Source organism: Streptomyces sp. Y1 (assembly GCF_041053115.1).
Taxonomy (GTDB): Bacteria; Actinomycetota; Actinomycetes; order Streptomycetales; family Streptomycetaceae; genus Kitasatospora; species Kitasatospora rubellomurina.
Genome location: NZ_CP163445.1, coordinates 6,814,030 through 6,837,617 on the forward strand (window position 1 = coordinate 6,814,030; position 23,588 = coordinate 6,837,617).

General features: G+C 75.3%; 23 protein-coding genes. 19 read left to right on the top strand and 4 right to left on the bottom strand.

Annotated elements, in window-relative coordinates:
- The first annotated feature begins 1 nt into the window (after position 1).
- The 7 genes from AB2U05_RS29755 to AB2U05_RS29785 are packed head-to-tail and all read left to right on the top strand — an operon-like array spanning position 2 to position 8,041.
- Complete coding sequence (locus tag AB2U05_RS29755; protein ID WP_369184770.1) at positions 2-559, top strand: phage tail protein; 558 nt, start codon at positions 2-4, stop codon at positions 557-559.
- Complete coding sequence (locus AB2U05_RS29760) at positions 559-1,851, top strand: hypothetical protein (protein ID WP_369184771.1); 1,293 nt, start codon at positions 559-561, stop codon at positions 1,849-1,851. Before AB2U05_RS29755 ends, AB2U05_RS29760 begins: the two co-directional genes overlap by 1 nt.
- 17 nt (positions 1,852-1,868) lie before the next feature.
- The gene (locus AB2U05_RS29765) at positions 1,869-2,048 is read left to right on the top strand and encodes a hypothetical protein (protein ID WP_369184772.1); all 180 of its coding nucleotides are present in this window, start codon (positions 1,869-1,871) and stop codon (positions 2,046-2,048) included.
- The gene (locus AB2U05_RS29770; RefSeq protein WP_369184773.1) at positions 2,041-3,126 is read left to right on the top strand and encodes a phage late control D family protein; all 1,086 of its coding nucleotides are present in this window, start codon (positions 2,041-2,043) and stop codon (positions 3,124-3,126) included. Before AB2U05_RS29765 ends, AB2U05_RS29770 begins: the two co-directional genes overlap by 8 nt.
- A 45-nt stretch (positions 3,127-3,171) precedes the next feature.
- Complete coding sequence (locus AB2U05_RS29775; RefSeq protein ID WP_369184774.1) at positions 3,172-3,837, top strand: phage baseplate assembly protein V; 666 nt, start codon at positions 3,172-3,174, stop codon at positions 3,835-3,837.
- A complete protein-coding gene (locus tag AB2U05_RS29780; RefSeq protein ID WP_369184775.1) occupies positions 3,834-5,423 on the top strand; it encodes a hypothetical protein in 1,590 nt (529 codons plus the stop codon). The genes AB2U05_RS29775 and AB2U05_RS29780 overlap by 4 nt, the downstream gene beginning before the upstream one ends.
- On the top strand, positions 5,423-8,041 hold the full coding sequence (locus AB2U05_RS29785) for a hypothetical protein (protein WP_369184776.1): 2,619 nt from the start codon (positions 5,423-5,425) through the stop codon (positions 8,039-8,041). Before AB2U05_RS29780 ends, AB2U05_RS29785 begins: the two co-directional genes overlap by 1 nt.
- Positions 8,042-8,082: 41 nt before the next feature.
- On the opposite strand, the gene AB2U05_RS29790 is transcribed toward AB2U05_RS29785, so the two are convergent.
- The 4 genes from AB2U05_RS29790 to AB2U05_RS29805 all read right to left on the bottom strand — a co-directional run bounded on the left by AB2U05_RS29790 (position 8,083) and on the right by AB2U05_RS29805 (position 9,775).
- On the bottom strand, positions 8,083-8,295 hold the full coding sequence (locus AB2U05_RS29790; RefSeq protein ID WP_369184777.1) for a DUF397 domain-containing protein: 213 nt from the start codon (positions 8,293-8,295) through the stop codon (positions 8,083-8,085).
- A gap of 89 nt (positions 8,296-8,384) precedes the next feature.
- Complete coding sequence (locus AB2U05_RS29795) at positions 8,385-8,609, bottom strand: DUF397 domain-containing protein (protein WP_369184778.1); 225 nt, start codon at positions 8,607-8,609, stop codon at positions 8,385-8,387.
- A 63-nt stretch (positions 8,610-8,672) separates the two neighbouring features.
- Positions 8,673-8,921: a DUF397 domain-containing protein gene (locus AB2U05_RS29800; protein WP_369184779.1), complete on the bottom strand. Its 249-nt coding sequence runs from the start codon at positions 8,919-8,921 to the stop codon at positions 8,673-8,675.
- Complete coding sequence (locus AB2U05_RS29805; protein WP_369184780.1) at positions 8,918-9,775, bottom strand: helix-turn-helix domain-containing protein; 858 nt, start codon at positions 9,773-9,775, stop codon at positions 8,918-8,920. The genes AB2U05_RS29800 and AB2U05_RS29805 overlap by 4 nt, the downstream gene beginning before the upstream one ends.
- A gap of 239 nt (positions 9,776-10,014) precedes the next feature.
- Here AB2U05_RS29805 and AB2U05_RS29810 point away from each other — a divergent pair, with 239 nt between their 5' ends.
- The 12 genes from AB2U05_RS29810 (at position 10,015) to AB2U05_RS29865 (ending at position 23,491) form a co-directional block, all read left to right on the top strand.
- Positions 10,015-10,452 (top strand): ATP-binding protein, encoded by a 438-nt coding sequence (locus AB2U05_RS29810; RefSeq protein WP_369184781.1) that lies wholly within the window; start codon positions 10,015-10,017, stop codon positions 10,450-10,452.
- Entirely contained in the window at positions 10,449-10,721 is a 273-nt protein-coding gene (locus AB2U05_RS29815) for a hypothetical protein (RefSeq protein ID WP_045701063.1), read from the top strand. The genes AB2U05_RS29810 and AB2U05_RS29815 overlap by 4 nt, the downstream gene beginning before the upstream one ends.
- The gene (locus tag AB2U05_RS29820) at positions 10,718-10,915 is read left to right on the top strand and encodes a hypothetical protein (RefSeq protein WP_369184782.1); all 198 of its coding nucleotides are present in this window, start codon (positions 10,718-10,720) and stop codon (positions 10,913-10,915) included. Before AB2U05_RS29815 ends, AB2U05_RS29820 begins: the two co-directional genes overlap by 4 nt.
- A 132-nt stretch (positions 10,916-11,047) precedes the next feature.
- Positions 11,048-11,470, top strand: coding sequence for a GPW/gp25 family protein (locus tag AB2U05_RS29825; protein WP_045710154.1), 423 nt, complete (start codon positions 11,048-11,050; stop codon positions 11,468-11,470).
- A gap of 44 nt (positions 11,471-11,514) precedes the next feature.
- Positions 11,515-13,707: a putative baseplate assembly protein gene (locus AB2U05_RS29830; protein WP_369184783.1), complete on the top strand. Its 2,193-nt coding sequence runs from the start codon at positions 11,515-11,517 to the stop codon at positions 13,705-13,707.
- The gene (locus AB2U05_RS29835) at positions 13,707-15,830 is read left to right on the top strand and encodes a phage tail protein (RefSeq protein WP_369184784.1); all 2,124 of its coding nucleotides are present in this window, start codon (positions 13,707-13,709) and stop codon (positions 15,828-15,830) included. Before AB2U05_RS29830 ends, AB2U05_RS29835 begins: the two co-directional genes overlap by 1 nt.
- Positions 15,827-16,633, top strand: coding sequence for a hypothetical protein (locus tag AB2U05_RS29840; protein ID WP_369184785.1), 807 nt, complete (start codon positions 15,827-15,829; stop codon positions 16,631-16,633). Before AB2U05_RS29835 ends, AB2U05_RS29840 begins: the two co-directional genes overlap by 4 nt.
- Positions 16,630-18,222 (top strand): hypothetical protein, encoded by a 1,593-nt coding sequence (locus AB2U05_RS29845; protein ID WP_369184786.1) that lies wholly within the window; start codon positions 16,630-16,632, stop codon positions 18,220-18,222. The genes AB2U05_RS29840 and AB2U05_RS29845 overlap by 4 nt, the downstream gene beginning before the upstream one ends.
- The gene (locus AB2U05_RS29850; RefSeq protein ID WP_369184787.1) at positions 18,215-20,296 is read left to right on the top strand and encodes an ATP-binding protein; all 2,082 of its coding nucleotides are present in this window, start codon (positions 18,215-18,217) and stop codon (positions 20,294-20,296) included. Before AB2U05_RS29845 ends, AB2U05_RS29850 begins: the two co-directional genes overlap by 8 nt.
- Positions 20,293-21,837 carry a hypothetical protein gene (locus AB2U05_RS29855; protein WP_045701049.1) on the top strand — a complete coding sequence of 515 codons (1,545 nt, stop codon included), beginning with the start codon at positions 20,293-20,295 and terminating at the stop codon, positions 21,835-21,837. The genes AB2U05_RS29850 and AB2U05_RS29855 overlap by 4 nt, the downstream gene beginning before the upstream one ends.
- Positions 21,834-23,267, top strand: a complete 1,434-nt coding sequence (locus tag AB2U05_RS29860) for a hypothetical protein (protein ID WP_369184788.1) — start codon at positions 21,834-21,836, stop codon at positions 23,265-23,267. Before AB2U05_RS29855 ends, AB2U05_RS29860 begins: the two co-directional genes overlap by 4 nt.
- The gene (locus AB2U05_RS29865; RefSeq protein WP_045710147.1) at positions 23,264-23,491 is read left to right on the top strand and encodes a hypothetical protein; all 228 of its coding nucleotides are present in this window, start codon (positions 23,264-23,266) and stop codon (positions 23,489-23,491) included. Before AB2U05_RS29860 ends, AB2U05_RS29865 begins: the two co-directional genes overlap by 4 nt.
- Positions 23,492-23,588 lie beyond the last annotated feature (97 nt).

Genomic DNA, 23,588 nt, shown 5'->3' on the forward strand with positions numbered 1-23,588 from the left:
GATGGCCGAGCTGGTGCAGGGCTTCAACTTCCGGATCTCGCTGCGGCGCAGCACCTCCCCGGGCCCGACCGCGACGCCGCCGCCCAGCCTGGACGGCGGGACGGCCGCCGGCCCGGGGGCGGCCGCCGGGGCGGACGGCCCGGCGGACCGGCTCGGCGACGGCGGCTTCCAGGAGTGCGCCGGCCTGGAGCTGGAGATGGAGGTCGGCGACCACCCCGAGGGCGGCCGCAACGACGGACTGGCCCGGGGGACGGGCCGGATCAGGCTCCAGCCGATCGTGCTCAAGCGCGGCATGCTCGTGCCCACCCCCGGCGGCCGGGCCGACACCGCGCTCTGGGACTGGCTGTACGGCATCGTCAGCGGCGAACGGCGGGCGGCCCGCTACGACGGCGACATCGAGGTGCTGGACCCGACCGGGGCCAGGACCGTCGCCCACTGGCGGTTCACCCGCGGACTGCCCGTCAAGCTCACCGGGCCGGCGCTCAACGCGCGCACCGGCGAGATCGCCATGGAGGAACTGCACATCGCCCACGAGGGCCTGCGACTGGAGGGCACCTGATGGCGGAGCTGGCCCACGCGACCCTGCAGCGGCTCCGGGTGGACCGGGCCGGCGGCAAGGACCGGCCGCCGCTGGTCAAGGGGGACGGTCCGGCGGTCGAGGTCCAGTTCAACCCCGTCTCGCTGCGGCTCAGCCGGAACAACAACGTCGACCGCGGCGGCGTCGGCACCCGCACCGAGAAGCGCCAGAACCCCTCGGCGGAGCCCGCCGTGCTCGCCTTCGACCTGGCCTTCGACACGGCGGAGCAGGGCGGCCCCGGCGCGTACACGGACGTCCGGGAGTGGACGGCGGTGGTCCGGCAGTTCGTCGAGCCGCCGCCGCGCAAGAAGGGCGACCCGCCGCCGATCGTCCGGTTCCAGTGGGGGACGTTCCGGTTCGACGGGATCGTCACCCAGGTCACCGAGGAACTGGACCTGTTCGCCCCGGACGGCACCCCGCTGCGGGCCAAGGTCGGCGTCAGCGTCACCGAGCAGGACTTCGGCCTCGAAGCGCACGAGAAGGGCGCCGGCGCGCGCGACGCCCGCGCCGCCACCGACCCGGGCACGCCGCCGGCCGGCTCCACCCCCGGCACGGCCGGCACGAACCGGCCGCAGCAGGTCGTCCAGGCCCGGGGCGGGGAGAGCGCCCAGCAGCTGCTGGCCCGCCTCGGGCTCGACCCGGCGGCCTGGCGGGCGGCGATGCGGGGGCTGGACAGCCCGCTCGGGCTCACCGCCGGGTTCAACGTGCACCTCGGCGTCGAGGTCGAGGCGGGCGGCGGCCTCGGCCTGTCGGCCGGGTTCGCCGGCGAGGCCGCGGCCACCTCCGTCGCCGGGCTCGCCGGGGCGCTGGGCCTCGGGCCGGATCCCGAAGGTGCCGCTCCCAGCAGCGGGAGCGGCACGGACGACCTGACGGCCGCGGGCTTCGCGCTCTCGGCCGGCGGCGGGATCGCCGCCTCGCTGAGCACGGTGACCGGCGCCCGGGCCGCCCGGGCCGTCGACCTGGCCCGCTGCGCCTTCGCCGTCCCCGGCCCGGTACCCCCGACCGGCGCCGCCCCGCCGCCCGACCCGCGCGCCCTGACGTACGGCCAGGGCGTGCCGCTGCGCAGCCGCGCCGACGCGGACACCCGCGCCGAGGCGGAGACCGGCGGCGCCCGCAGCCTGGCCGGCCGGGCCCGCGCCCGCGAACTGCCGCCGCCGGACGGCGTGACGCCGCCGTGGGAGCACCTGCCGCCGGTGACGCCCGCCCGGGCGGCGGCGGACTGCGCGCAACGCCGCCGTGACGCACCGCCGAGCACCCTGAGGTGGCGGCCGTAGAGGACCCGGGAGGCGCCATGACCGTGCACATCGGCGAAGTCCACACCGACGTCGTCCCCGCGGCCGCGCCCGGCCCGGCGCCCGCCGCCGGGCGCGGCGGCGCCGGGGAGGCGGAGCGGGCCGAGGAGCTGTGCGCGGCGCTCGACCGGGCGCGCTGGCTGGCCGGGCGGGTCGCCGCGGTGGGCTTCGATGACTGAGCCGGGCGTCACCGCCGTCGCCCCGGTCTTCACCGTCGGCAGCGACCTCGTGCGTGACCTGGGCCGGGACTGCGTCCGCCTGGAGGTCGGCGAGGGCACCGAGGGCCTGCGCACCCTGCGGGCGACCTTCCTGGCCAGCGGCGTCGGCGCCCGGGGCCCGCAGCAGAGCCTGCTGCACCTGGACGGGCGGACGGTCGACCTCGGCAGCGCGCTCAAGGTCGCCCTCGGCCCCGACGCCGACCAGCGCAACGTCTTCGACGGCACCGTCTCCGGCCTGGAGCTCGTCCTCGGCGACGGCGACCCGCCCCTGGTCGTGGTGCACGCCGAGGACGCCCTGATGCGGCTGCGGATGACCCGCCGGACGCGCACCTACACGCAGGTGACCGACGCCGACCTCGCCGAGGCCGTCGCCCGCGAGCACGGCCTGCGGGCGGACACCGCCGCGCCCGGCCCGCGCTACGACGTCGTCCAGCAGCTGAACCAGAGCGACCTCGCCTTCCTGCGCGAGCGCGCCCGCCTGCTCCAGGCCGAACTCTGGTGCACCGGCGGCACGTTGCACCTGCGCACCCGGGACACCCGGCCGGGCACCGCGCTCACCCTGGTGCTCGGCCGCGACCTGCTGTCCGCCCGGCTGACGGCCGACCTCGCGCACCAGCGCAGCGAGGTGGTGGTCACCGGCTACGACGCCGAACGCCGGGAGGGCGTCGACGAGCGGGCCGGCCCCGAGCTGGTCGAGGCCGAGGCCGGCGGCGGCCGCACCGGCGTGCGCCTGCTGGCCCGGGCACTCGGCCCCAGCAGCACCCTGCGGGTGCGCGAGGTCGCCCTGAACGCGGCCGAGGCGTCCGCCTGGGCGCGGGCCGAGATGCTCCGGCGCGGCCGGCGCTTCGTCGTCGCGACCGGCCTCACCAACGGCACGCCCGACCTGGTCGTCGGCAGCCGGCTCACCCTGCGGGACGTCGGCGCCCCCTTCGACGGCCCCGGCTACTACGTCACCCGGCTGTGCCACGGCTTCGACCTGGAGCACGGCTTCCGCACCCGCTTCGAGGCCGAGCGGGCCACGCTCAACGACGTGAACTGAGACGTGAACCGAGACGTGAACCGAGACGTGAACCGAGGTGAACCGATGCCCCTGCCCAGCCCGTCCGACGGCGCCGCGCCCGGCTACCACGGCGCCTACCCCGCCCTGGTCACCGACATCGTGGACGAGCAGAAGCTCGGCCGGGTCGAGGTGCGCTTCCCCTGGCTCGGCACCGACGGCGACCGCGACGTCCGGGCCTGGGCCACGCTCTGCTCGCCGTACGCCGACCACGACCAGGGGCTGCTCGTCCTCCCGGAGGTCGGCAGCCAGGTGGTCGTGGTCTTCGAGGCGGGCAACCTGCGCCGCCCGTACATCCTCGGCGCGGCCTGGAACGGCCGGGAGGCCCTGCCGCACCAGCCCGAGCGGGCGAACGACATCCGGCTGCTGCGCTCCCGGGCGGACAGCCGGCTGGAGTTCGACGACACGGCCGGCGCCGCCAAGGTGCGGATCACCATGGCCTCCGGCCACCAGGTGAGCCTCGACGACGCCGCCCAGACCGTGACGGTGCGGCACGCCACCGGCTGCGAGGTCCGGCTGACCGCCACCACGGTCGAGATCAGGGCCAACGTCTCGGTCGACGTCACCGCGCCGATGGTGAAGGTCGACGCGCCGCTGGCCACCTTCAGCGGCATCGTCCAGGTCGGCACCCTGACCGCCGAGCAGATGGTCATGTCACCGGCCTACACGCCGGGCGCCGGGAACATCTGGTGACCGCCGCGGCCCACGGGTTCCAGCTGCGCGCGCCCTGGTACGTCTGCGAGCGCGGCGGCTTCGACCGCTTCGACCCCCGGGCGGCCGCCCCGGCCCTGCAGAAGTACGACGCCCCCGACTTCGTCGCCCGGCTGACGGCGGACCCGCGCGCCTCGCTCGCCTTCGACCCGGTCGAGGACGTGTACGCCTACCCCGTCCCGGTGCCGGCCGGCCAGGCCCGGCGCGGACGGCTGCGCTTCGCCACCCACACCATGGTCGCCACGCCGCTGCGCAAGCTCTACCAGCCCGGCCACCACCGCTTCTACGCCGTCGTCGTCGAGCTGTTCTGCGACCGGCCCGGGCTGCCCCGGCCCGGGCTGCCCCGGCCCGGCGCCGCGGCCGAGGGCGTGCAGCTGCGGATGGTGCTGCGGCGGCAGCAGCGGACCGTCCCGACCTCCGAACGGGCGGCCGTGCGCCGGCTCGCGAGGGCGCTGACCACCGACCTGCTGGCCGCCCGCGGCGCCGCAGCCGGCCGGCTCACCGACCGGGACCTGCCCAATGTGCTCTGGGCCGACCTCGCCTACCGCGCCCGCTTCGAGGCCGAGCACGGCGACCTGCTCGCCGCCCTCGGGCCGCCCGTCGAGCAGAGCTGGACCACCGGCCCCAAGGGCCCGCACTGGGTGCCCACCGGCACCGTGGGCGCGGACGGCAGGCCCGAACCGGAGCAGGAACTGCCGATGTGGCGGATCCCCACCCCCGCCTGGGAGTGCGAGCGGGCCGCCACCCGCTCGCTCTGGTTCGGCCTGGTGCCGACCCTCTCCGGCGAGCACGACGACCAGGGCGCCCCCAAACTCGACGACCAGCACGTGTACGAGCTGCGCTGCGTCGCCCGCCGGCCGCCGGCCCCGGGCCACGAGCACTGCCCGCCGCAGGAGTCCTGGAGCGCCGGCACCGAGCCGTTCAGCCTCGCCGCGTTCTACGACCCGGAGGGCACCAAGAACCACAAGGTCTCGATCACCATGCCGGACCTGCGGGCCCTCGCCGCCCGCGCCGGACGCCCGGCCGGCCCCGGCGGCGTGGCGGTCACCACCCCGCCCGGCTCCCAACTGCCCGTCACCGGCGGCGACATCCCGAAGCCCGGCAGCGGCACACCCGGCGGCACCGACTTCCGGATCTGCACCTTCGCGCTCGAACTCTTCATGATCGTGGCGTTCTTCCTGTTCAGCCTCTTCCTGCCGATCGTGGTGCTCGCCTTCCAGCTCTGGTGGCTGCTCGCGCTGCGCTTCTGCCTGCCACCGGACCTCGTCGCCCTCGGCGCCCTCCAGGCGTACCTCAGCGCCCCCGGGCACGACCTCGCCACGCTGCTCACCGGGCCCGGGCCGGGCAACCCCGGGCCGGGCCGGCTCGACGACCTGCTCGGCGCACCGGGCGCCACGGCCACGATGGCGGCGCGGGCGCCCTTCAAGCCGAGCGCGCCGGGCGCCGATCCGGAGGCCCAGGCGGCGGCCGCCGACCTGGTGGCCGCGCTCGACCCGACCACCGGCGCCACCGGCTCGCCGCCGCCCGTCGAGAGCTCCCCGCCCGACCCGCTGTGCGGAGGCCGCTGATGGCCGGCCCCGCTCGTGAGGTCAAACCGCCCGCGCCCGCCGCGCCCAGGGCGGCGCCCGGGCCTGCGACGGAAGGGCCCGCCGGCGCCCTCGCCGGGCAGCTGGCGGGCGCCGTGCCCGCGCGCCCGGCCGTCGCGCCCGACGTGCCCCGGGACGTCCTCGCGCTGGAGGGCGGCGCCGCCCTGGCGCCCACCCCGGCCGTCACCGCGTACCTGGAGCGGAAGGGCCCCGTCGGTGGCCCCGTCCGGGCCGCGCTGGGCACCCTCGCCACCGGGACGCTCAACCTCCGGAAGACCGACGAGGGCCTGACCACCGGCCCGGACTACGAAACCCTGCCGCTGGCCCACCCGTTCTTCCTGCCGCTCACCCGGTACGGCGTCGAGCCGGTGCTCGCCGTCCGGGTGCGCGGCGGTCTGCTGGAGGGCCACGCCTCCGCCGTCGTGAAGGGCCGGCTGCTCACCGGCCCGGCCGAACTGCTCGGCCAAGTCGCCGAGCACGCCGATCAGTTGGGGCTCGCCGGGGTGAGCGCGCTGAAGCTGCCCGCGGTGGAGAACCGGCTCGACGGGCCGAAGCTGCTGATCCGGGCGGCCGGGCTGCACTTCCGGCTCGGCGGCTTCCTCGACGCCACCGGCGCGCTCGGCCTCGCCGACGAGTTGGTCACCTTCGACGCGACCGCCACCGGCACGGTGCCCGGGCTCGCCGTCGTCACCCTGCCGGTCAAGCGGGACGCTGAGGGGCGGCTGTCCGGCGAGGCCACGGTCGAGGTGGACCTGAAGGGCTTCAAGGGATCGGTGACGGCGGCCCTCGCGGGCGGCGTCGTCGACGTGCGCGGCAGCGTCCACTACGCCAACGACAAGTTCGACGGCGAGGTGACCCTGGTCGCCACCGACGAGCAGAGCGCCGGCCGGCTGACGGGCGAACAGGTCGCCGCCGCTCAGGCCAAGGCGGCGGCGCCGAAGCCGTCCGTCCCCGAGGACGAACAGGCCTCGGGCCCCACTGGCCCGCGCCCCGGGCCGCGCGTGGTTGTCGGCTGGGGAACGGTCAGCGTTCAGCTCGCCGAATGGCTGAGCGGCGAGGCCCTGGTGGTGGTCGACCACCACGGGGACGTCACCCTGGTCGGAAAGATCACGCCGAGGATGACCAAGCCGCTGTTCGAGCAGAAGGACTGGGTCAAACCGCTGCCCAAACTGGAGGTGCGCGCCCTGTACGGCGTGCCGCTGGTCGGCAACGTCTTCGTCTTCGCCAACGTCGGCCTGGAACTGCTCGCCAAACTCGGCCCGGCCACGCTCGACCGGATGGCACTCACCGGCACCTGGTCCACCAAGCCCGAGGTCCTGAAGGACTTCGGCATCACCGGCACCCTCAACGTCTCCGCGTTCGCGGGGCTCCGGCTGGTCGCCCAGGGCGGCGCGGGCGTCGAACTCCTCGGCCACGACATCAAGGCGGGCGTGGCGCTGAACGCCCTCGCCGGGATCCGCGGCTACGTGGAGGCCACCCCGCGGATCGGCTACCGCGAAGTCGCCGACCCCAAGGCCGGCAAGCACGGCGAGTTCTTCATCGGCGGCCACCTGGAGATCGCCGCCCAGCCCTTCCTCGGCCTCGGCGGCGACCTCTTCGTCGCCCTGGTCAGCCCCTGGTGGTCCCCGGCGCCCAGCCACCGCTGGACCTGGCCGCTGTTCCAGCTGGAGTACCCGCTGCCGGGCGAGTTCGGGATCGGCGCCGACGTCGAGCACGTCCTCGGCTCGGGGAAGGTGCCGGAGGTCAAGTTCGGCGAAGTCGCCTTCAGCGCGGACAAGTTCATGACCGATTTGATGAACGACCACGTGCCGAAGAAGTCCGGACGGGACGACCGGAAGGCCGGCACCTGGCACGAGGGCCCGGGCGCGGCGGCGCCCGCGAAGGGCGGTGCCGCACCGCACGCAGCCCCGAAGCCGAGCAAGCCCGCCAAGCCGGAGCAGGAGATGAGCCCCGAGAAGCTGAAACGCTGGCAGGGCGGCCTCCAGGCGATCGGCGCCCTCGCCCAGGAGTCGTTGACCGACCCGTTCGAGGAGGACGAGCTGCGCACGGCTCTCGCCGGGATCAAGAAGACGTACGGCTTCACCCTGCTCGAAGAACAGCGCCAGGGCGACGAGTCGCTGATCGACGCCCGGATGAGTCCGCAGACCAAGAAGAAGCCCAGGGTCAGGCTCGGCACCCGCACGTATCACGGCGGACCGTACAACACTCTCGGCGTGAAGAACCCCAGGGGCGGCAAGAATCGGGCGACCAAGGGTACGGAACGCAACCACATGCCCGCGTGGAAGGCCACCAAGGACGCTCAGGCGGTGGGTGGTAGGACCGCCGAGATCACTCAGGCGTTGAATGTGGTCTCGCGCTACACCGCCCCTGCTGTGGAGATGGACATCGCCGACCACAAGAAGACCGGAAGTTGGGGTACGGCTGACAAGGGCTGGCGAGCGGACCAGACGAGGCTGCTGGTGCAGGGCAAGTTCAAGGAGGCGATCGCCAAGGATGTGCAGGACGCTCAGGCGATCGCGCCCGGCAAGTACACCAGGGCGATCGCCGAGATGAAGAGCAAGCTACCCAAGGAGTGGAAGCAGCTGGGCGCTGACAAGTGAGCGCGAGAAGTCGGCTGGGTCGACTTCTCGCGCGAGGGTGTTCAGGTGTTGGGGAGGAGTTCGCCGGTCTTGATGGAGGTGATGAAGGTTGTCCACGCGTCGGCGGGGAAGACGAGCGCCGGCCCGCCGGGGTCCTTGGAGTCACGAACGGGAACGATGCCGCTGTTGAGGAACGCGACCTCAACACAGGCGGACTGTCCGTTGCTGCGGCTGGACTTGAACCACACCGCTTCTGTCAGATCAACCGTGTCCATAGCTTCCTGCCACTTCGGAGATCAGCAGCCTCGACGCCTGCTCACTGAGCGCGAGAAGTCGGCTGGGTCGACTTCTCGCGCGAGGGTGTTCAGGTGTTGGGGAGGAGTTCGCCGGTCTTGATGGAGGTGATGAAGGTTGTCCACGCGTCGGCGGGGAAGACGAGCGCCGGGCCGCCGGGGTCCTTGGAGTCACGAACGGGAACGATGCCGGCGAAGCCGTCAGCGACCTCGATGCAGTTGCCCTGGTTGGCGCTGAACCTGCTCTTTCGCCAGGTGGCGCGGCTCAGCTCCGGACTGCTCTGGTCGATGATCATCACTCAAGTTCCTTTGCGATTTGCGCGAGAAGTCGGCTGGGTCGACTTCTCGCGCGAGGGTGTTCAGGTGTTGGGGAGGAGTTCGCCGGTCTTGACGGCGGTGATGAAGGTCGTCCACGCGTCGGCGGGGAAGACGAGCGTCGGTCCGCCAGGGTCCTTGGAGTCGCGGACCGCCATGCCCCCACTGTTGAGGACGAGCCCAGCCTCTACGCAGTCGTTGGCCTGTGCGCTGTAGCTGCTCTTGTACCAGCCACGAGCGGAGATCGCCGGCATGGTCATCTGCTCACCCTCTTGTTCTGATCTCGTACTCACGATTCCATCGCGATGGCGGTGATCATATCGATCGACTGGGCCGGGTTCAGTGCCGATGAGCGCAGGTAGTCGAAGACGAGTCCGTAGCCGTCGAGTTCTGCTTCCTGCTCCAGGTAGTGGCTGCTGGTCAGAGTCTCAAGAAACACTGTCCCCGGAGTCGGCGAGTCTGTGAATCCGAACATCACGAACGCGCCGCACGCTCCGGCGAGGGCACCGACGCTGAGCGGGACGACCTGCAATGTGACATTCGGGCGCTGAGCGGCCTCGACCAGGTAGTTCAGCTGTGCGCGTTGTACGTCGAGGCCGCCTACCGGGCACCGGAGGGCAGGCTCCCAGATGATTGCCCAGAAGCGTGCGGGATCTGACTTGGCCAGAACATCCTTGCGCTCCATCCGCACCTTGACGAGTTGGTCGATGCGCTCAGGGCGAACGGCGGCAGGGTTGGCCGCGAGCAAGGCCCGGGCGTAGTCCTCGGTCTGCAACAGGCCGGGCAGAACCAGGGGTTGCCATGTCTGGATGTACCTGGCATCGCCTTCCAGGTAGAGGAAGTCTGCGTACTCGGGTGGGATCGTGTCGCCATAGTCATGCCACCAGCCGCGCTTCTTGCTTTCCCGGGCCAGTGTTTCGAGGGCGTCCCTGTCGCTCGGTCCGGTGACACCGTAGAGGTCCAGCAGGATCCCGAGATCCAATCGCCGGATCCCCACTGAGCCGGTCTCTATCCGGCTGATCTTCGCGCGGGAGCACTTGAGGGACGCGGCCGCATCTTCCGTGGATTTGTTCGCGATCTCTCGGAGTCGTCGAAGCTCCGAGCCCAGGCGACGGCCGCGCACTGTCGGCCTTGGTCCGTCGTTCATGCTCGATCCTCTCTTGGCCTCTCCAGCATGCATTGTGACGGATCGTCGGGGAGAAGCGCACTGAACTGCAAATTGCAGACTTCATGTTGCGAGGCGCATCTGCATCAGTGCACACTTACGGAGTGTGGCGTACGTCACCACGCAGCGTGATCCTCGCGGCTCATCGCTCGGGCATTCCCATGCCTCTCGCCGCTCTCCGGATCGCGAACTTTCCCATTACTCCCGGAGGAGGCCCTGCCATGCCCGGATCGTTGGAGAAGCCGCCCATCCCCGCCGACCCGTTCTCCTGGTGGCTGCCCAGGCACCGCAAGTCCGCCGGTTTCGCCAGGCGGCTGCTCCGCACCTTCCTCGCCCAGCAGCCCAACGGTGAACGGTTCCTCGAATCCGCCGAGTTGGTGCTCGGCGAGCTCGTCACCAACGCCGTGCTGCACGCCAAGACCCCGCCGGGGCGGCTCATCTTCATCCGGTTCGAGCTCCGTCCCTCCGCCCTCCGCATCGAGGTGCACGACGCGGACGCCGGCCGGCCGGCCCTCCCGTTCCCGGCCTCCCCGCACGACGAGGCCGGGCGCGGGCTCTGGCTCGTCTCGCAGCTCTCGACCGACTGGGGCTGCTGCCCGCGAACCCTCGGCCCCGGCAAGATCATGTGGGCGCTGATCGACGGCGAGGGCGCGCGGTGAGCGTCGAACTCCCCTTCCCCGTCAGCGTCGAGATCAAGGGCGTCACCTCGGCCGCCACCTTTGCCGAGCTCTCCCACGCCCTCGACGCCATCCGCACGACCCTCGCCCGGCTCCCGCTGGACGAGGACCAGGCCGGCTACCTCGCCGACTACTTCTCCCCGGCCTCCGCCGAGCGGATCGCCCACCAGCTCATCCACACCGGCACGGTGGGGGCGATCGCCTACCTCGGCCTCGACGCCCACCCGATCTACCTGCACCCCGCGCCGTGATCGGCCGCCTCACCTGGGCCCGGGTCGAGATGTGGTGGTGCCTCAGCGCCCAGTTCTCCCGCCCGGTCCGCGCGATCAGCCCCCGCCGCCGGGCCGCCCACACCGAGATGCAGCGCTGGCTGGCCACCCCGGGAAGCGCCGAAGCCCTTCTCCGCTCCGTCCTCCGCCAGGCCACGCCCCGCCACTTCGAGTGAACGGAGCGAGAGAGGTAGCGCGAGAAGTCGGCCAGGCCGACTTCTCGCGCAAAAGCGTTGCCGCGGCTCGGGGCGGACCGGCAGCCCGCGGCGATAACGCGCCCGTGACGCGCCCCGAGCACCATCGACGGCATGGCAGCAACCGACGCGGGCGCACCCGCCGACGCTTGGCTCGGCACCGGGATCCGGCTGCCCTTCCGGCCGCGGACGGCCGCCGGCGGGCCGGGCGGGGGACTGGCCTGGGCGAGCGGGACGGACCTCGTCCGGCAGTCGATCGAGACGATCCTGGACACCGAGCCCGGCGAGCGCGTCATGCGGCCCGACTTCGGCTGCGGGCTGCGGCAGTTCCTGATGGCGCCGAACACCGCCGCCACCCGGGCCGCGCTGCGGGCGGAGATCGAGCAGGCGCTCGGCCGCTGGGAGCCGCGGATCCAGGTGACCGGGGTGTCCGTGACCCCGGGGGAGGAGCCGACCATGGTGTGGATCGACATCGCCTACGTCCGGCTCGCGGACCTGCGCGCCGACAACCTGGTCTACCCGTTCTACCTGCGCTGACGCGCCCTCCGGCACTGACGACGACCACAGGGGGTGACCCGGCCGTGGCCCTGATCGGCCCGATCCTCGACGACCGATCCTTTGCTCAGCTCCGCGACGAGCTGATCAAGCGCATCCCGGTCTACAACCCCGAGTGGACCGACCACAACGCCACCGACCCCGGCGTGGCGCTGCTGGAACTGTTCGCCTACCTCGGCGAATCGCTGCTCTTCCGCTTCAACCAGATCCCCGACGCGACCCGGGCCGCCTTCCTACGCCTGCTCGACGTCCAGCCGAGGCCCGCCCAACTCGCCCGCACGCTCCTGGTGCTGGACACCGACCGGGCCGAGGGCGTGCAGGTCCTGGCCGGCACCGAGGCCCGCGCCGGCGCCGTCCCCTTCGAGACCGAGGGCGAGGTGGTGGCCTGGCCGCTGGAGACGTACGCGGTCGGCAAGACCGCCGCGCCGGACGCCGAGGCCGGCAGCACCGAGGCCCGGCGGCGGCAGGACGCCGTCGCCGCGCTGCCGCTCCGCCAGCAGGACCACGTGCGCGCCGGGGCCGCCCACGGCTTCTACACCACCACCGCCGTCCCCGCCGACCCGCTGGCCGTCGACCAGTCGCCGCTCGACGTCGCCACCACCCTCGACCAGTGCCTGTGGATCGCCCTGCTCGGCAGGAACGGCACCGACCCGGCCCGGCTGCGCGACCACGCGATCTTCCTCGGCGTCGTCCCCGACACCGAACTCCCCAGGCCCTTCGACCTGGAGGCCCGCGACCCGGACCGCTCCCGGCTGCGCGCCGCCGACCTCACCGCCGACCCGCCCGCCTTCCTCTGGGAACTCTGGAACGGCCCCGACCGGGCCGGCAGCGCCGACGCCGCGTTCACCAACCTCGCCGTCCTCGCCGACACCACCCGCGGCCTCACCGCCACCGGCGTCGTCACCCTGCAGTTGCCCGCCGCTTTCCCCACCCACGCCCCGGCCCCCGCCACCACCGGCGACCTGCACAGCCCGCCCCCGCTGGACGACGAGAAGACCGCCGCCCGGGTCATCGGCTGGCTGCGGGTGCGCCGCCCCGCCACCGAGAACGACGCCATCCACCGCATCCGCTGGGTCGGCGCCAACGCGGTCGGCGTCGTCCAGGCCCGCACCGCCGCCCCCGAACTGCTCGGCACCGGCACCGCCGACGCCGGCCAGACCTACCGCCTGACCCAGCACCCCGTCGTCCCCGGCACCGTGCGGCTGGAGGTCGAGGAGGCGGACGGCTGGCAGCCCTGGACGGAGGTCGAGAGCTTCGCCGCCAGCGGCCCGCTCGACCGGCACTACACCCTCGACCCCGCCGCCGGGCTCGTCCGCTTCGGCACCCGCGGCAAGGTCCCGCAGATCGGCGAACGGATCCGGGCCCTCGGCTACCGCTACGGCGGCGGCGCCGCCGGGAACGTCCCCGCCGGCGCGATCGGCAGCCTCACCGGCGTCGCCGGCGTCAAGGCCCGCAACGTCCTGCCCGCCGCCGGCGGCGCCGACCCCGCCACCCTCGCCGACGCCCTGGACGCCCTCCCCGGCGAACTCCACCGCCGCGACCGGGCCGTCACCGCCGACGACTTCCGCGCCCTCGCCCTCGAAGTCCCCGGCGTCCGGCGGGCCGAGACCCTGCCGCTGTTCCACCCCGACACCCTCAGCCGCACCGCCGCCGGCGTCGTCAGCGTCCTGGTCTTCCCCACCGAGGACCAGCGCGACCTCAGCGCCCCGCTGCCCGACCTCGCCCTGCTGCGCCGCGTCGCCGCCTACCTCGACCCGCGCCGGCTGCTCACCACCGAGCTCTACGTCATCCCCCCGACCTACCTGGACATCGCCGTCTCGATCGGCCTCCACGTCCGGGACGGCTACCAGGTCGACGCCGTCCGCCGCTGGGCCGAACTGATCGTCCGCCAGTACCTCGCCCCCGTGCCCCCCTACGGGCCGGACGGCGCCGGCTGGCCGCTCGGACGGGCCGTCCGGCGCGCCGAACTCGAAGCCGTCGCCGTCCAGGTCGACGGCGTCGAATACCTCGACGGCGAACTCGGCCTCGCCGCCCGCCCCGACCCCACCGCCGCCTGGACACCCGCCCCGCTCGTCGAGCTGAAGGCCTGGCAGGTGCCCCGGCTCGCCGAGATCACCGTCGTCACCGGACCGCCCCTGCCGCCCGGCACCGGCTACGGCCCCACCCCCCTGCCCGGCGGCGACCCCGTCCTCGTCCCGCTGCCCCCGGAGGTCTGCTGATGGACGGCGACCGCGAGACCAGCCTCCTCACCGACCACGACCAGTGGGTCCGCTGCGCCCACGACGGCACCGCGCTGCTCGACGGCGGCGGGGTCGGCCTCGCGTGGGAGGCGCCGCCGTCCACCGGCGGGCCGTGGGGAGAGCCCGCCGGGCTGGCCTTCGACCGCTGGGGGCGCGCCTACCGCTCGTACCCCGACCTCGGGCGGGTCGACGTGCTCGACCCCGGGGCGCCCTCCGCCCCCACCGACCCGCACCCCGGCACCCTGCGCACCCCGCGCGGCCTCGCCGTGGACAGCGCCCAGCGCCTCTACACCGCCGAAAGCTGCGGCGGCGCAGTCCAGGTCGTCGACCTGTGGGCCGAACGCCTGTTGCGCCGGGTGCCCGTGCGCACCGCCGCCCACCGCGCCCGCCGGCCGCTGGACGTGGCCGCGCGCTGCGACGGCGCCGTCGTCCTGCTCGCCGACCCGCCCGGCCTGGCCCTGCTGCGCGGGCGGCGCGGGCCCGCACCCGGACCCGAACTCGGCGGACCGCTGCTCGCCGCCGGCCTGACCCCCGCCCGGGTCGCGGTGTGCGCCGGGCAGGTCCACCTGCTGTGGACGGCGCCCTGCGGCGGGCGGGCCGTGATCGCCCGGCCGGACGGCAGCCACCCGGTCGAGGTCGGCGAGGCGAGCGACCTCGCCCTCGGCCCGGACGGCCTGCTCACCGTCGCCGGCCGCCCCGGGCAGCCGTTCCGCCGCTTCCGGCCGGACGGCGAGCGCTGGGTCGAGATCGAACCCGTCCGGGCACCCCGCTACGACGGCGGCGCCGTCGAGACCGCGCCGGACGGGCGCACCGCCTACACCACCGACCAGGGCCTCGCCTGGACCGCCGGCCCAGCGGCCCGGTACGTGCCGAGCGGACGGCTCGTCACCTACCGGCTCGACGCCGGCGCCTACCGCACCCGCTGGGGCCGGCTCTTCCTCGACGCCTGCCTCCCCCCGGGCACGGACCTGCGGGTCGGGTTCCTCACCAGCGACGAGGACACCGTCCCCGACCCGCTGCCCTGGACGCCCCCGGCCCGGGGGATGCGCGCCGTCCGGCACGGCGACCGGACCCCGCCGCTGCCGTCCGAACTCCAACTCGGCCGCCTCGCCCCGCCCGGCGGGCTCTACCGGCGCCCCACCGGCCGCGAATGGCCCTGGGCGCAGATCGCCCCCGACGACGCCTTCGAGACGTACGAGGCCCCGGTCAGCGCCCCGCCCGGCCGCTACCTGTGGATCGTCCTCGACCTGGCCGGCACCGCCCGGCTCACCCCGCGGATCCGCACCCTGCGGGTCGAACGCCCCGGCCACCGGCTGCTCGGTGAGCTCCCGCGCTCCTTCAGCCGCGACGAGGACGACGCCGACTTCCTGCACCGCTACCTCGCCCCGGCCGAAGGACTGCTGCACGAACTCGACGGGCGCGCCGCCCTGCGCACCGTCCTGCTCGACCCCACCGCCACCCCGCAGGAAGCCCTCGGCTGGCTCGCCGGCCTGCTCGGCCTCGCCCTGGACCGCCGCTGGCCGATCGCCGCCCGCCGCGCGCTCGTCGCCCAGGCGTACGACCTGTTCCGCATCCGGGGCACCCTCACCTGCCTGGAACGGATCCTCCGGCTGTACCTGCCCGTCCCCGTCGCCGTCGTCGAGAACTGGCGCCTGCGCGGCCTCGGCGGCGCCGTCCTCGGCACGGAGCCGGGCGGGCCCCCCGCACCCGCAGTCGGCGGCGCCGCCCGCGCGACCGCCACCCTCGGCCGGTTCGCCGTCGGCGGCCTGCGGCCCGGCGAGGACGGCTACACGGCGACGGCCCACCGGTTCACCGTCCTGATCGCCGCACCCCTGACCGGAGAGCCGCTCGACGTGGTGCGCAGCATCGTCGAGACCCACAAGCCCGCGCACACGCTGGCGGAGATCTGCCCCCTCGGCGCCGGCATGCGGATCGGCCGCGCCCTGCACCTGGACCTCACATCGGTGGTCGGCCCGGGCGCGGCCTGGGGCCCGGCGGTGGTCGGCCACGTCCGGGTGGGGGAGGACGGCGTGGTCGGCGTGCCCTCGGCCGCGGCGAAGGTGGGGGAGACGGCGGCGGTGGGGGCGGTGAGGGTCGGGTGAACGGCGAACTGCCTCGTGTTGTCGATGCTTTGGCGGATGCCGGACTGCTCGGCCACGTTGTGGCGGATGCTGATCCGGCTGAACCCTCCTGCGGCGTGAGCCCGGCCCGAGCCATGGCGGTGGGGCGTGTCTGGCTAGGTGCTCCGGTGGTGGTGGCCGGTGGCGAACACCCCTTTGCCGCCGATGTGTTGGCGGATGCTGATCCGGCTGAACCCTTCTGCGGCGTGAGCCCGGTCCGAGCCATGGTGGTGGGGCGTGTCTGGCTGGGTGCTCCGGTGGTGGTGGCCAGTGGCGAATTTCCCTATGCCGCCCATGCGTTGGCGGATATCTCGCTGGTTGAATCCTTCTGCGGCGTGAGCCGGGCCCTAGCCGTGGTGGTGGGGCGTGTCCGGTTGGGCGCTCTGACGGTGGGCGGTGGCGAACTGCTCTCGGCCGCCCGTGTGTTGGCGGATGCCTCGCTGGCTGGATCCTTCTGCGGCGTGAGCCGGGCCCGAGCCATGGTGATGGAGGGTGTGCGGCTGGGCGCTCCGGTGGTGGTGGTCGGTGGCGAACTTCCTTTTACCGCCAAGGTCTTGGCGGATACATCGTCGGCTGACACCTTCTGCGGCGTGAGCCCGCGCGGTGTGGTGCGAGCGGATGCCGAACGTCCCTTCCCCGCCCGGTCCTTGGTGGATTCCGCGCCGGCTGAATCCTTCTGCGGCGTGAGCCCGCGCCGAGCCGTGGCGGTCGGCCGGTCCGGGTGTACGGGGGCCGGGTGGGTGGTCCGGCGGTTCTCGGCGGTGAGGGCGGTGAAGGCGGGATGAGCGTTCCTGCGGTGACGATCGGGCGGTTCTCCGCCACGCTGCACGACGACGGCTCGGCCCGGCCGGGCGGGGACGGGCTGACGGCGCCTCTCCGGTGCGTTGTGGACGGCGGGTTGGCTCTCGCGTTGCGCGAGGTGCGGCTGCCGGAGGGCCGTTGGTGCGTCCGGAGGCTGCGGCTGAGCCTGCCGCTCGACCTCGACCGGCCCGGGCCGGACGGCGGGCGGGTGTGGTCGGTGGCGGTGGCCGCCGCGATCGAGCGGGCGGTCCGGGAGGGCGGCGGCGACGTCGTCCACTACCGGCACGACGTCGACCTGCTCGCCGACCTGGTGGCCGGGGCGGCCGCGGGCCGGACCGTCCGGCACTGGGCGTGGCAGCAGGCGGGGGCGCTGCGGCCCGGCGACCCGGCTCCCGGTGTCGAGCCCCGGGCGGCCGTGCTCGCCGCGCTCGGCCGGGCCCCGCAGCACGCGGCGGCGGCGCTGCTGCGGGCCGCGCCCGTCTGCGGACTGACCGCCCTGGACCGGCTGTTCGGCGAACAGGGGTGGCAGGCGGTGGCCGGGTTGGCGGCGGTGGCGTCCTGGTGCGGGCCCGCGCCCGCCGGTCCGGACCACGACGGCCCGGTTCCCGCCCCCGCCCGGGCGCTCGCCCGGACCCTGCTGGCGGGCTCGGTGCTGGCGGGGCTCGCACGGTCGGCCCGGTTGCGCCCCGGGCCCGCGACCCTGGCCGCCTGGGCGGTGCTGGCGGCCGCCGAGGCCGATCCCGGATCGCTGCACCGTCGCCCGCACCCCGATCTGCCGAGGGCGCTCGCCCAGGAGCTGGGGGTGGTGCTCGGGCAGGCGACGTCGCCGGGACGGGATCGGCCCGCAGCGCCACCGGCGCCCACGGCACCCGCCGTCCCCGCACCCGTCGCAGCCGTGCCGGAGCCGATGCCGGATTCCTCGCCCACCGTGGAGGCAGCCAGGGCGCACCCGCCCGCACCGGACGAGGAGCCGCCCGCCACGCCCAGCCCGTCCGACCCCGCCCCCGCCCCCGTCCCTGCCACCCCGCACCGCCCCCCGCAGCCGTCCGTCGCCGCCCCGGACACCCCCGGCGGCGCGTGCACCGCCTGGGCCGGGCTGCTCTTCCTTCTCGCGGCCGCGCCCGACGCCGGCCTCCCGCAGCGCGCCCTGGACCACCCCGCCCTGACGGCCCGCCCGCTGCGCTGGGTGCTGCACCGCCTCGGGCGTGAGCTGCTGCCGGAGGCGGCGCCGGACGACGCGGCGCTGCTCGCCCTGGCGGGCCTCGGCCCCGCCCGCGCCGCCGTCCTGCTCGCCGCCCCGCCGCCCACCGAACCGGAACGGACCGCCGTACGCGCCCTCGCCACCGCCTGGGCCTCGGCCACCTGCGCCCGGCTCGGCGACCGCGAGCTGGAAGACGCCACCGCCGTCCGGGCGGTCGCCCGCCGCAGCGGCGAGGTGTGCGCGGAGCCCGGGTGGATCGAGGTGCGGCTGTCCGTCGCCGACACCGATCTGACGGTCCGCCGGGCCGGTCTGGATCTGGATCCGGGCTGGGTGCCCTGGCTCGGCGCGGTCGTGAGGTACGTCTATGTCTGAGACGTTCGGAACACCGTACGCGCCCGAGGCGGTCAGCCGGGCGCTCACCGCCCGGGCGGCCGGGATCGCCCTCCGCCTGGCCGGGCTGCTCGAAGCCACCTGCGACACCGAGTCCGCCGCCGACTCGGTCGGCTTCCTCCGCGCCTGGGCCGACTCCGCGCGCGGCCACCGACCGCCGCTGCCCGCCGAGGCCGAACCGCTGCGGCGCCTGGCGGACCGGCTCGCCCTCACCGAGGTGGAGGTCGACCTGCTGCTGCTCGCCGGCCTGCCGGAGGAGCACGAGGGCCTGGCCAGGACCTTCCGGACCATGCACCCGCGCGGCGACTCGCACCCGAGCGTCGGCCTCGCCGCCCTCCTGTTCGACCAACACCAGCACCCGCACCAGCACCAGGACCAGCCGCACCGGCCGGGCGCCGACCGCGCCGCGCTGCGCCGCCTGCTCCACGAGGGCGCGGCCGCCCGCAGCGGCGCCCTCGCGGTCGCCGGCGAGGGGACGTTCCACGACCGCAGCTTGTGCCTGGCCGACCGCCTGTGGGAGGCCCTGCACGGCTGGGCGGCCTGGCCGGAGGCGCTGGCCGAGATCGAGGTCGGGCCGCCGGTCGCCGGGCTGGACGGCTGGCTCGGCCGCCCGGCCGCCCGGCTGGCCGTGGCCGCGCTGCGCTCGACGGCGCCGCGCACCGTGGTCGTGACCGCGCAGGACGCCACCATCGGGCTGAGTCGCTGCGCCGCCCTGGCCCGCGCCGCCGGGCTGCGGCCGGTCGCCGGGCGGACCCGCCCCGACTATCCCGCCGCCCTCGGCCTGCTCAACCTGCACGCCGCCGCCCGCGGCGGGGTGCCCGTCCTGGTGGTGCCCCGGCCGGAGGAGGGCGCGGGCCCGGCCCGGCTGGACCTGCGCCGGGTGGCCGGCCCGATCCTGGTCTGCGCCGGGCCGGGTGTGGTCCGGCCCGGCCCGGAGCGGCCGGTGCTGGCCGTGCCGGTCGGGCCGATCGGCACGGCCGACCGGCGGGCGGCCTGGCGCGCGGCGCTTCCCCAAGTCGCCGAGCAGGCGGCGCAGTTGTCGGCCCGCCACCCGCTGGACCCGGCGCTGACGGCGCAGGTCGCGATGGACGTGCACAGCTGCGACGCGCTGGCGCCGGGCGGGGCGGGCACGGACGTGTCGGCCGCGATCCGGACCAGGGCCGGCGCCGTCCTGCCGCCCGGCGTGGACCTGGTCGGCCCGCGCGCGGCCTGGGACCGGCTGGTGCTGGCCGCCGAGCCGGAGCGTCAACTCCGGGACGCCGTATCCCGGTTGGCGTACCAGGCGGTGGTGCTGGACGACTGGCGGCTGCGCGAGGCGGCCCGCGCCGACCGCGGGGTCCGGCTGCTGCTCAGCGGCGCGCCCGGCACCGGCAAGTCGCTGGCGGCCGAGGTGCTGGCGACGGCCGCCGGGACGGACCTGCTGGTCGTCGACCTCTCGCAGGTGGTGTCGAAGTGGATCGGGGAGACGGAGAAGAACCTGTCCGCCGCCTTCGACGCGGCCGAGCGGATGCAGGCGGTGCTGTTCCTCGACGAGGCGGACGCGCTGTTCGGGACGAGGACGGAGATCTCCGAGGCCAACGACCGCTTCGCCAACCTGGAGACGGCGTACCTCCTCCAGCGGCTGGACCGCTTCGACGGCCTGGCGGTGCTGGCCACCAACCTGCGGCAGAACATCGACGCCGCGTTCCTGCGCCGGATGGACTTCGTGGTCGGCTTCGACCTGCCCGGCGAGGCGGACCGCCTCCGGCTCTGGCAGCTGCACCTGCCCGAGCCCGTCCGGGCGCCCGGCGTCGACCTCGCCGCGCTCGCCCACCGCTACCCCGTCCCCGGCGGCTGGATCCGCAACGCCGCGATCGCCGCCGCCTTCCGCGCGGCGGAGAGCGGCGGGCGGGTCGGCCGGCCGGAGCTGGTCGAGGCGATGCGCCGGGAGTACGCCAAGGCGGACCGCCCGTTCCCGGCCGATCCGGCCGCCCCGCCCGCCGGGGCCGCCGACGAGCGGGCACTGCGCGCGCTCGGCGCGGCCGGCGCCGGGCCCAACAGGGAGGAGTCATCATGACGGCGCTCGACAGCAGTGCACCGTGCGGCTGCGGCGGCACCACCGGTGGCGCTGCGACCAGGACGGGGGGCGGCCCCTGCGGCCAGGACGACCTGCCGGTCACCCCCTTCGACGCCCTGCGGGTGGCCTTCGGCATGCTGCTCGGCGAGGACGACTTCCGGGTGCTGATGGGCAACCCGCGCGGCAAGCAGATGCTGCACGCGGCCTGGCTGCACGGCCCGGGCGTGCTCTGGGGGTACGGCGTGCACCTGGACGCGGACGGCGACCGGCTGCGCGCCGCGCCCGGCCTCGCGGTGGACGGCTGGGGTCGCGAACTCGCCCTGGAGGCGGAGGCGTGCGCCTCGCTGACCGCGTGGGCCACCCGCTGGGCCCAGGACCACCCGGCGCCGAGCGGCCCACCGGGCCCGCCCGGGCCGTCCGCCCCGGACCCGTGCACCGGCCAGCCCGCCCCCGACCCCTGCCCCGGCGGCACGACCCGGCGGGTGACGGCCTGGCTGGCGGCCGAGTTCGCGTCCTGCCCGGCCAGGCCCGTCCCGGCGCTGGCCGACCCGTGCGACATCACCCGCCGCCACGACGACTACTCGCGGGTCGCCGAGACCGTCCGGGTGGTGGTCCTCGGGGACGAGCCGCCGCGCCGCCGCCCGTACCACCGGCTGCGGGTGCTGTTCGGACTGGAGGGCGTCACCGGCCCGGACGACGCGGCCGGGCGGGAGGCGGCGGAGGCCGCCGCCCGGGTGCGGGCCGCCGCCCCCGGGCGCCGGGCGGAGCAGCTGCTGGCGGAGTTCCGCCGGCTGGCCGCGGGCGACGCCGTCCAGGACGCGCCCGAGCGGGAGGAGGGCGACGCCTGCCCGCAGCTGTTCCCGGTGACGGAGGACCACGCGCCGGTGGTGCTCGCGAAGCTGGCCTTCGACGTCGTCACCGCGCCCGGCTGCGTACGGGTCGCGAACGTCGACGTCGACCAGCGGGCCCGCACCGCCCTGCTGCCCACCGGCGCCCTCCAGGAGCTGCTGTGCGGCCTCGCCCCCGCGCTGCTCGGCGAGACGCTGAGCGAGGACGCCGGCGGGCCCCGGCTGGCGCCGGGCTCGCTGCGCTGGAGCCGCGGCGACACCTGCCTGAGCCTCTGCTTCGACCGGCCGGTGGACCGCCGCTCGCTGGAGCAGGCCCTGACGATCACCTCGCTCTGCGAACGGCCCGAGCACGGCGCGGGCTGGGCGCGGAGCACGGTGGCCGGGGTGCGGCTGACGGACGGCGGCACCCGGGCCGTCGTCGACCTCGAACTCCCGCCCGCGCACCGGCTGGTCCGCGTGCTGATCCGGGGCACCGGCCCCGAGCCCTGCTACGGGACCGACCCGTGGGTGCCGTTCGCCGGCCTCACGGACGGCCCGGCGGCCGGGCGGCACGACGGCCACGACGCCGTGCTCACCATGCACCTGCACCAGCACGACTGCCCGGACGAGCACGAGCACGAGAACCAGCACGACAACCAGCACGGCAACCAGGACACCGCCGACACCGCCGACACCGGGAGGGCCGCGTCATGACCACCGCCGCCACCGCCGCCGCATCGTCCGGGACGCCCGACGAGAACTCCGCCGGCACGCCGGACACCGCCGGCGGCGACATCGACCGCCTGCACGCCTTCGACGGGCTGTTCCTGCGCGCCGAGCACCTGAACCGGATCCAGGACTACGCCCGGGAGTTCGCCTCGGCGATCGGCCGCTGCGGCGGCCCCGGCGTGGTCGAGGGCTACCGGGTCGCCGTCGAGCAGGGCGCGTTGAAGGTCACCGGCGGCCTGGCGATCGACGCGGCCGGCCGACCGCTGCGCTCCCGGCACGAGGTGACGCTGCCGCTGAAGGACCTGCGGGCCGGCGCCGACGCCTTCTGGTGGGTGGAGGTGTCGCGCCTGGACTGGGACTACGGCGACACCGCCGTCCAGGGGCTGCTCTGCGAGGACCCGTGCGCGGGCGCCACCACCAGCAAGCAGTTCACCGCCGAGGGCGTGCGGATCTCGCTGACGGCGGACCGGGCGACCGGGCTGGAGGAGCAGTTCGGCGTGAACCGCCGCAACTGGCTGGCCTCCCGGCTGTTCGCCGCCGAGCAGGCCGACGACACGCCCTGGCTGGCCACCCCGGCCGTCCTTCCGGCCGACTGGGAGCCGCCGGTCGAGTACCCGAGGCCGCCGGTGCGCCTCGCCCTGCTGATCCCGGTCGGGCCGGACGTCTCCCAGTGGATCGTCGACACCTGGACGGCCCGCCGCGAGGTCGGCGCGCCGCCGCCCGAGCGCTGGTGGCAGGGCCGGCTCGGGATGCGGCCGTGGAACGCGTACGCGGCGCAGATCCTGCAGTTCCAGGACCAGTTGGCGCAGTGGCGGGACCCTCGGGCCGGCGGCGCGGCGGCCGCCGAGCGGGCCGCGGACACGGCGCTGGCGGAGGAGATCCGGCGGATCGTCGGGATGGCCCAGGGCGCCCGGTCGCGGCTGGCGCTGTCGATGAAGGAGGCCCTGGAGCGCGCCGCCAGGGAGGACGGCGCACGGCGGGACGCCGCGCTCCCGGCGGTGCCGCCGCTCACCGAACGCGGCTTCGGCGACCTGCCGCCGGCCGGCTACCTGCCGGTCCAGAGCGACCGGCAGCGACTGGAGCAGGAGGTGCGGCGGGTCCTCGGCGACCGGCTGGACCTGCGCTTCTGCGAGGCCTCCCGGGCCGACATCGCGGAGGCCGTCCAGCAGGCGCAGCACCGGGACCGGATCGTCCTCGACTCCGCCGCCGAGGTGGAGGTCCTGGTGCCGGTGGGGCCGGTGACGGCCTCCGCGGTGGACGGCGGGTGGACGGGCGGGTGGGTCGCGTTCGTCCGCAGCCGTCAGGTGTCCTGCTGGTCGCCCGGCGTCGCCGCGCCGCCGGAAGCCGCTGCGCCGACCGCCGCCGAGCCGGAAGCCACTGCGCCGCCCACCGCCGAGCCGGGTGACGGCCGGTGAGACCCGTCGACGAGGACGAACTCCCGTACGCCGCCCTGTGCGTGGTGCGGGTCGAGCCGCAGGCGCCGGGCCGGTTCCTGATCACCGTCACGTCGAGCACCGACCTGCGCCGCCCGTCCGCCGAGTCGCGCACCCGGGCCGCCGACGCTGGCACGGTGCTGGCCCTGGTCGCGGACTTCCTGCGGGGCTGCCGCGTCACGAGCGGTCGGAGCGGTCAGATCTGACCAGGGTTACCGGGAGAAGGGACGGGTAGGCACCATCCGGTCGCTGACGGTGACGGTCCTGTGACGAGGTGCGCATAGCCTCGCAGGGCCGGGCTTC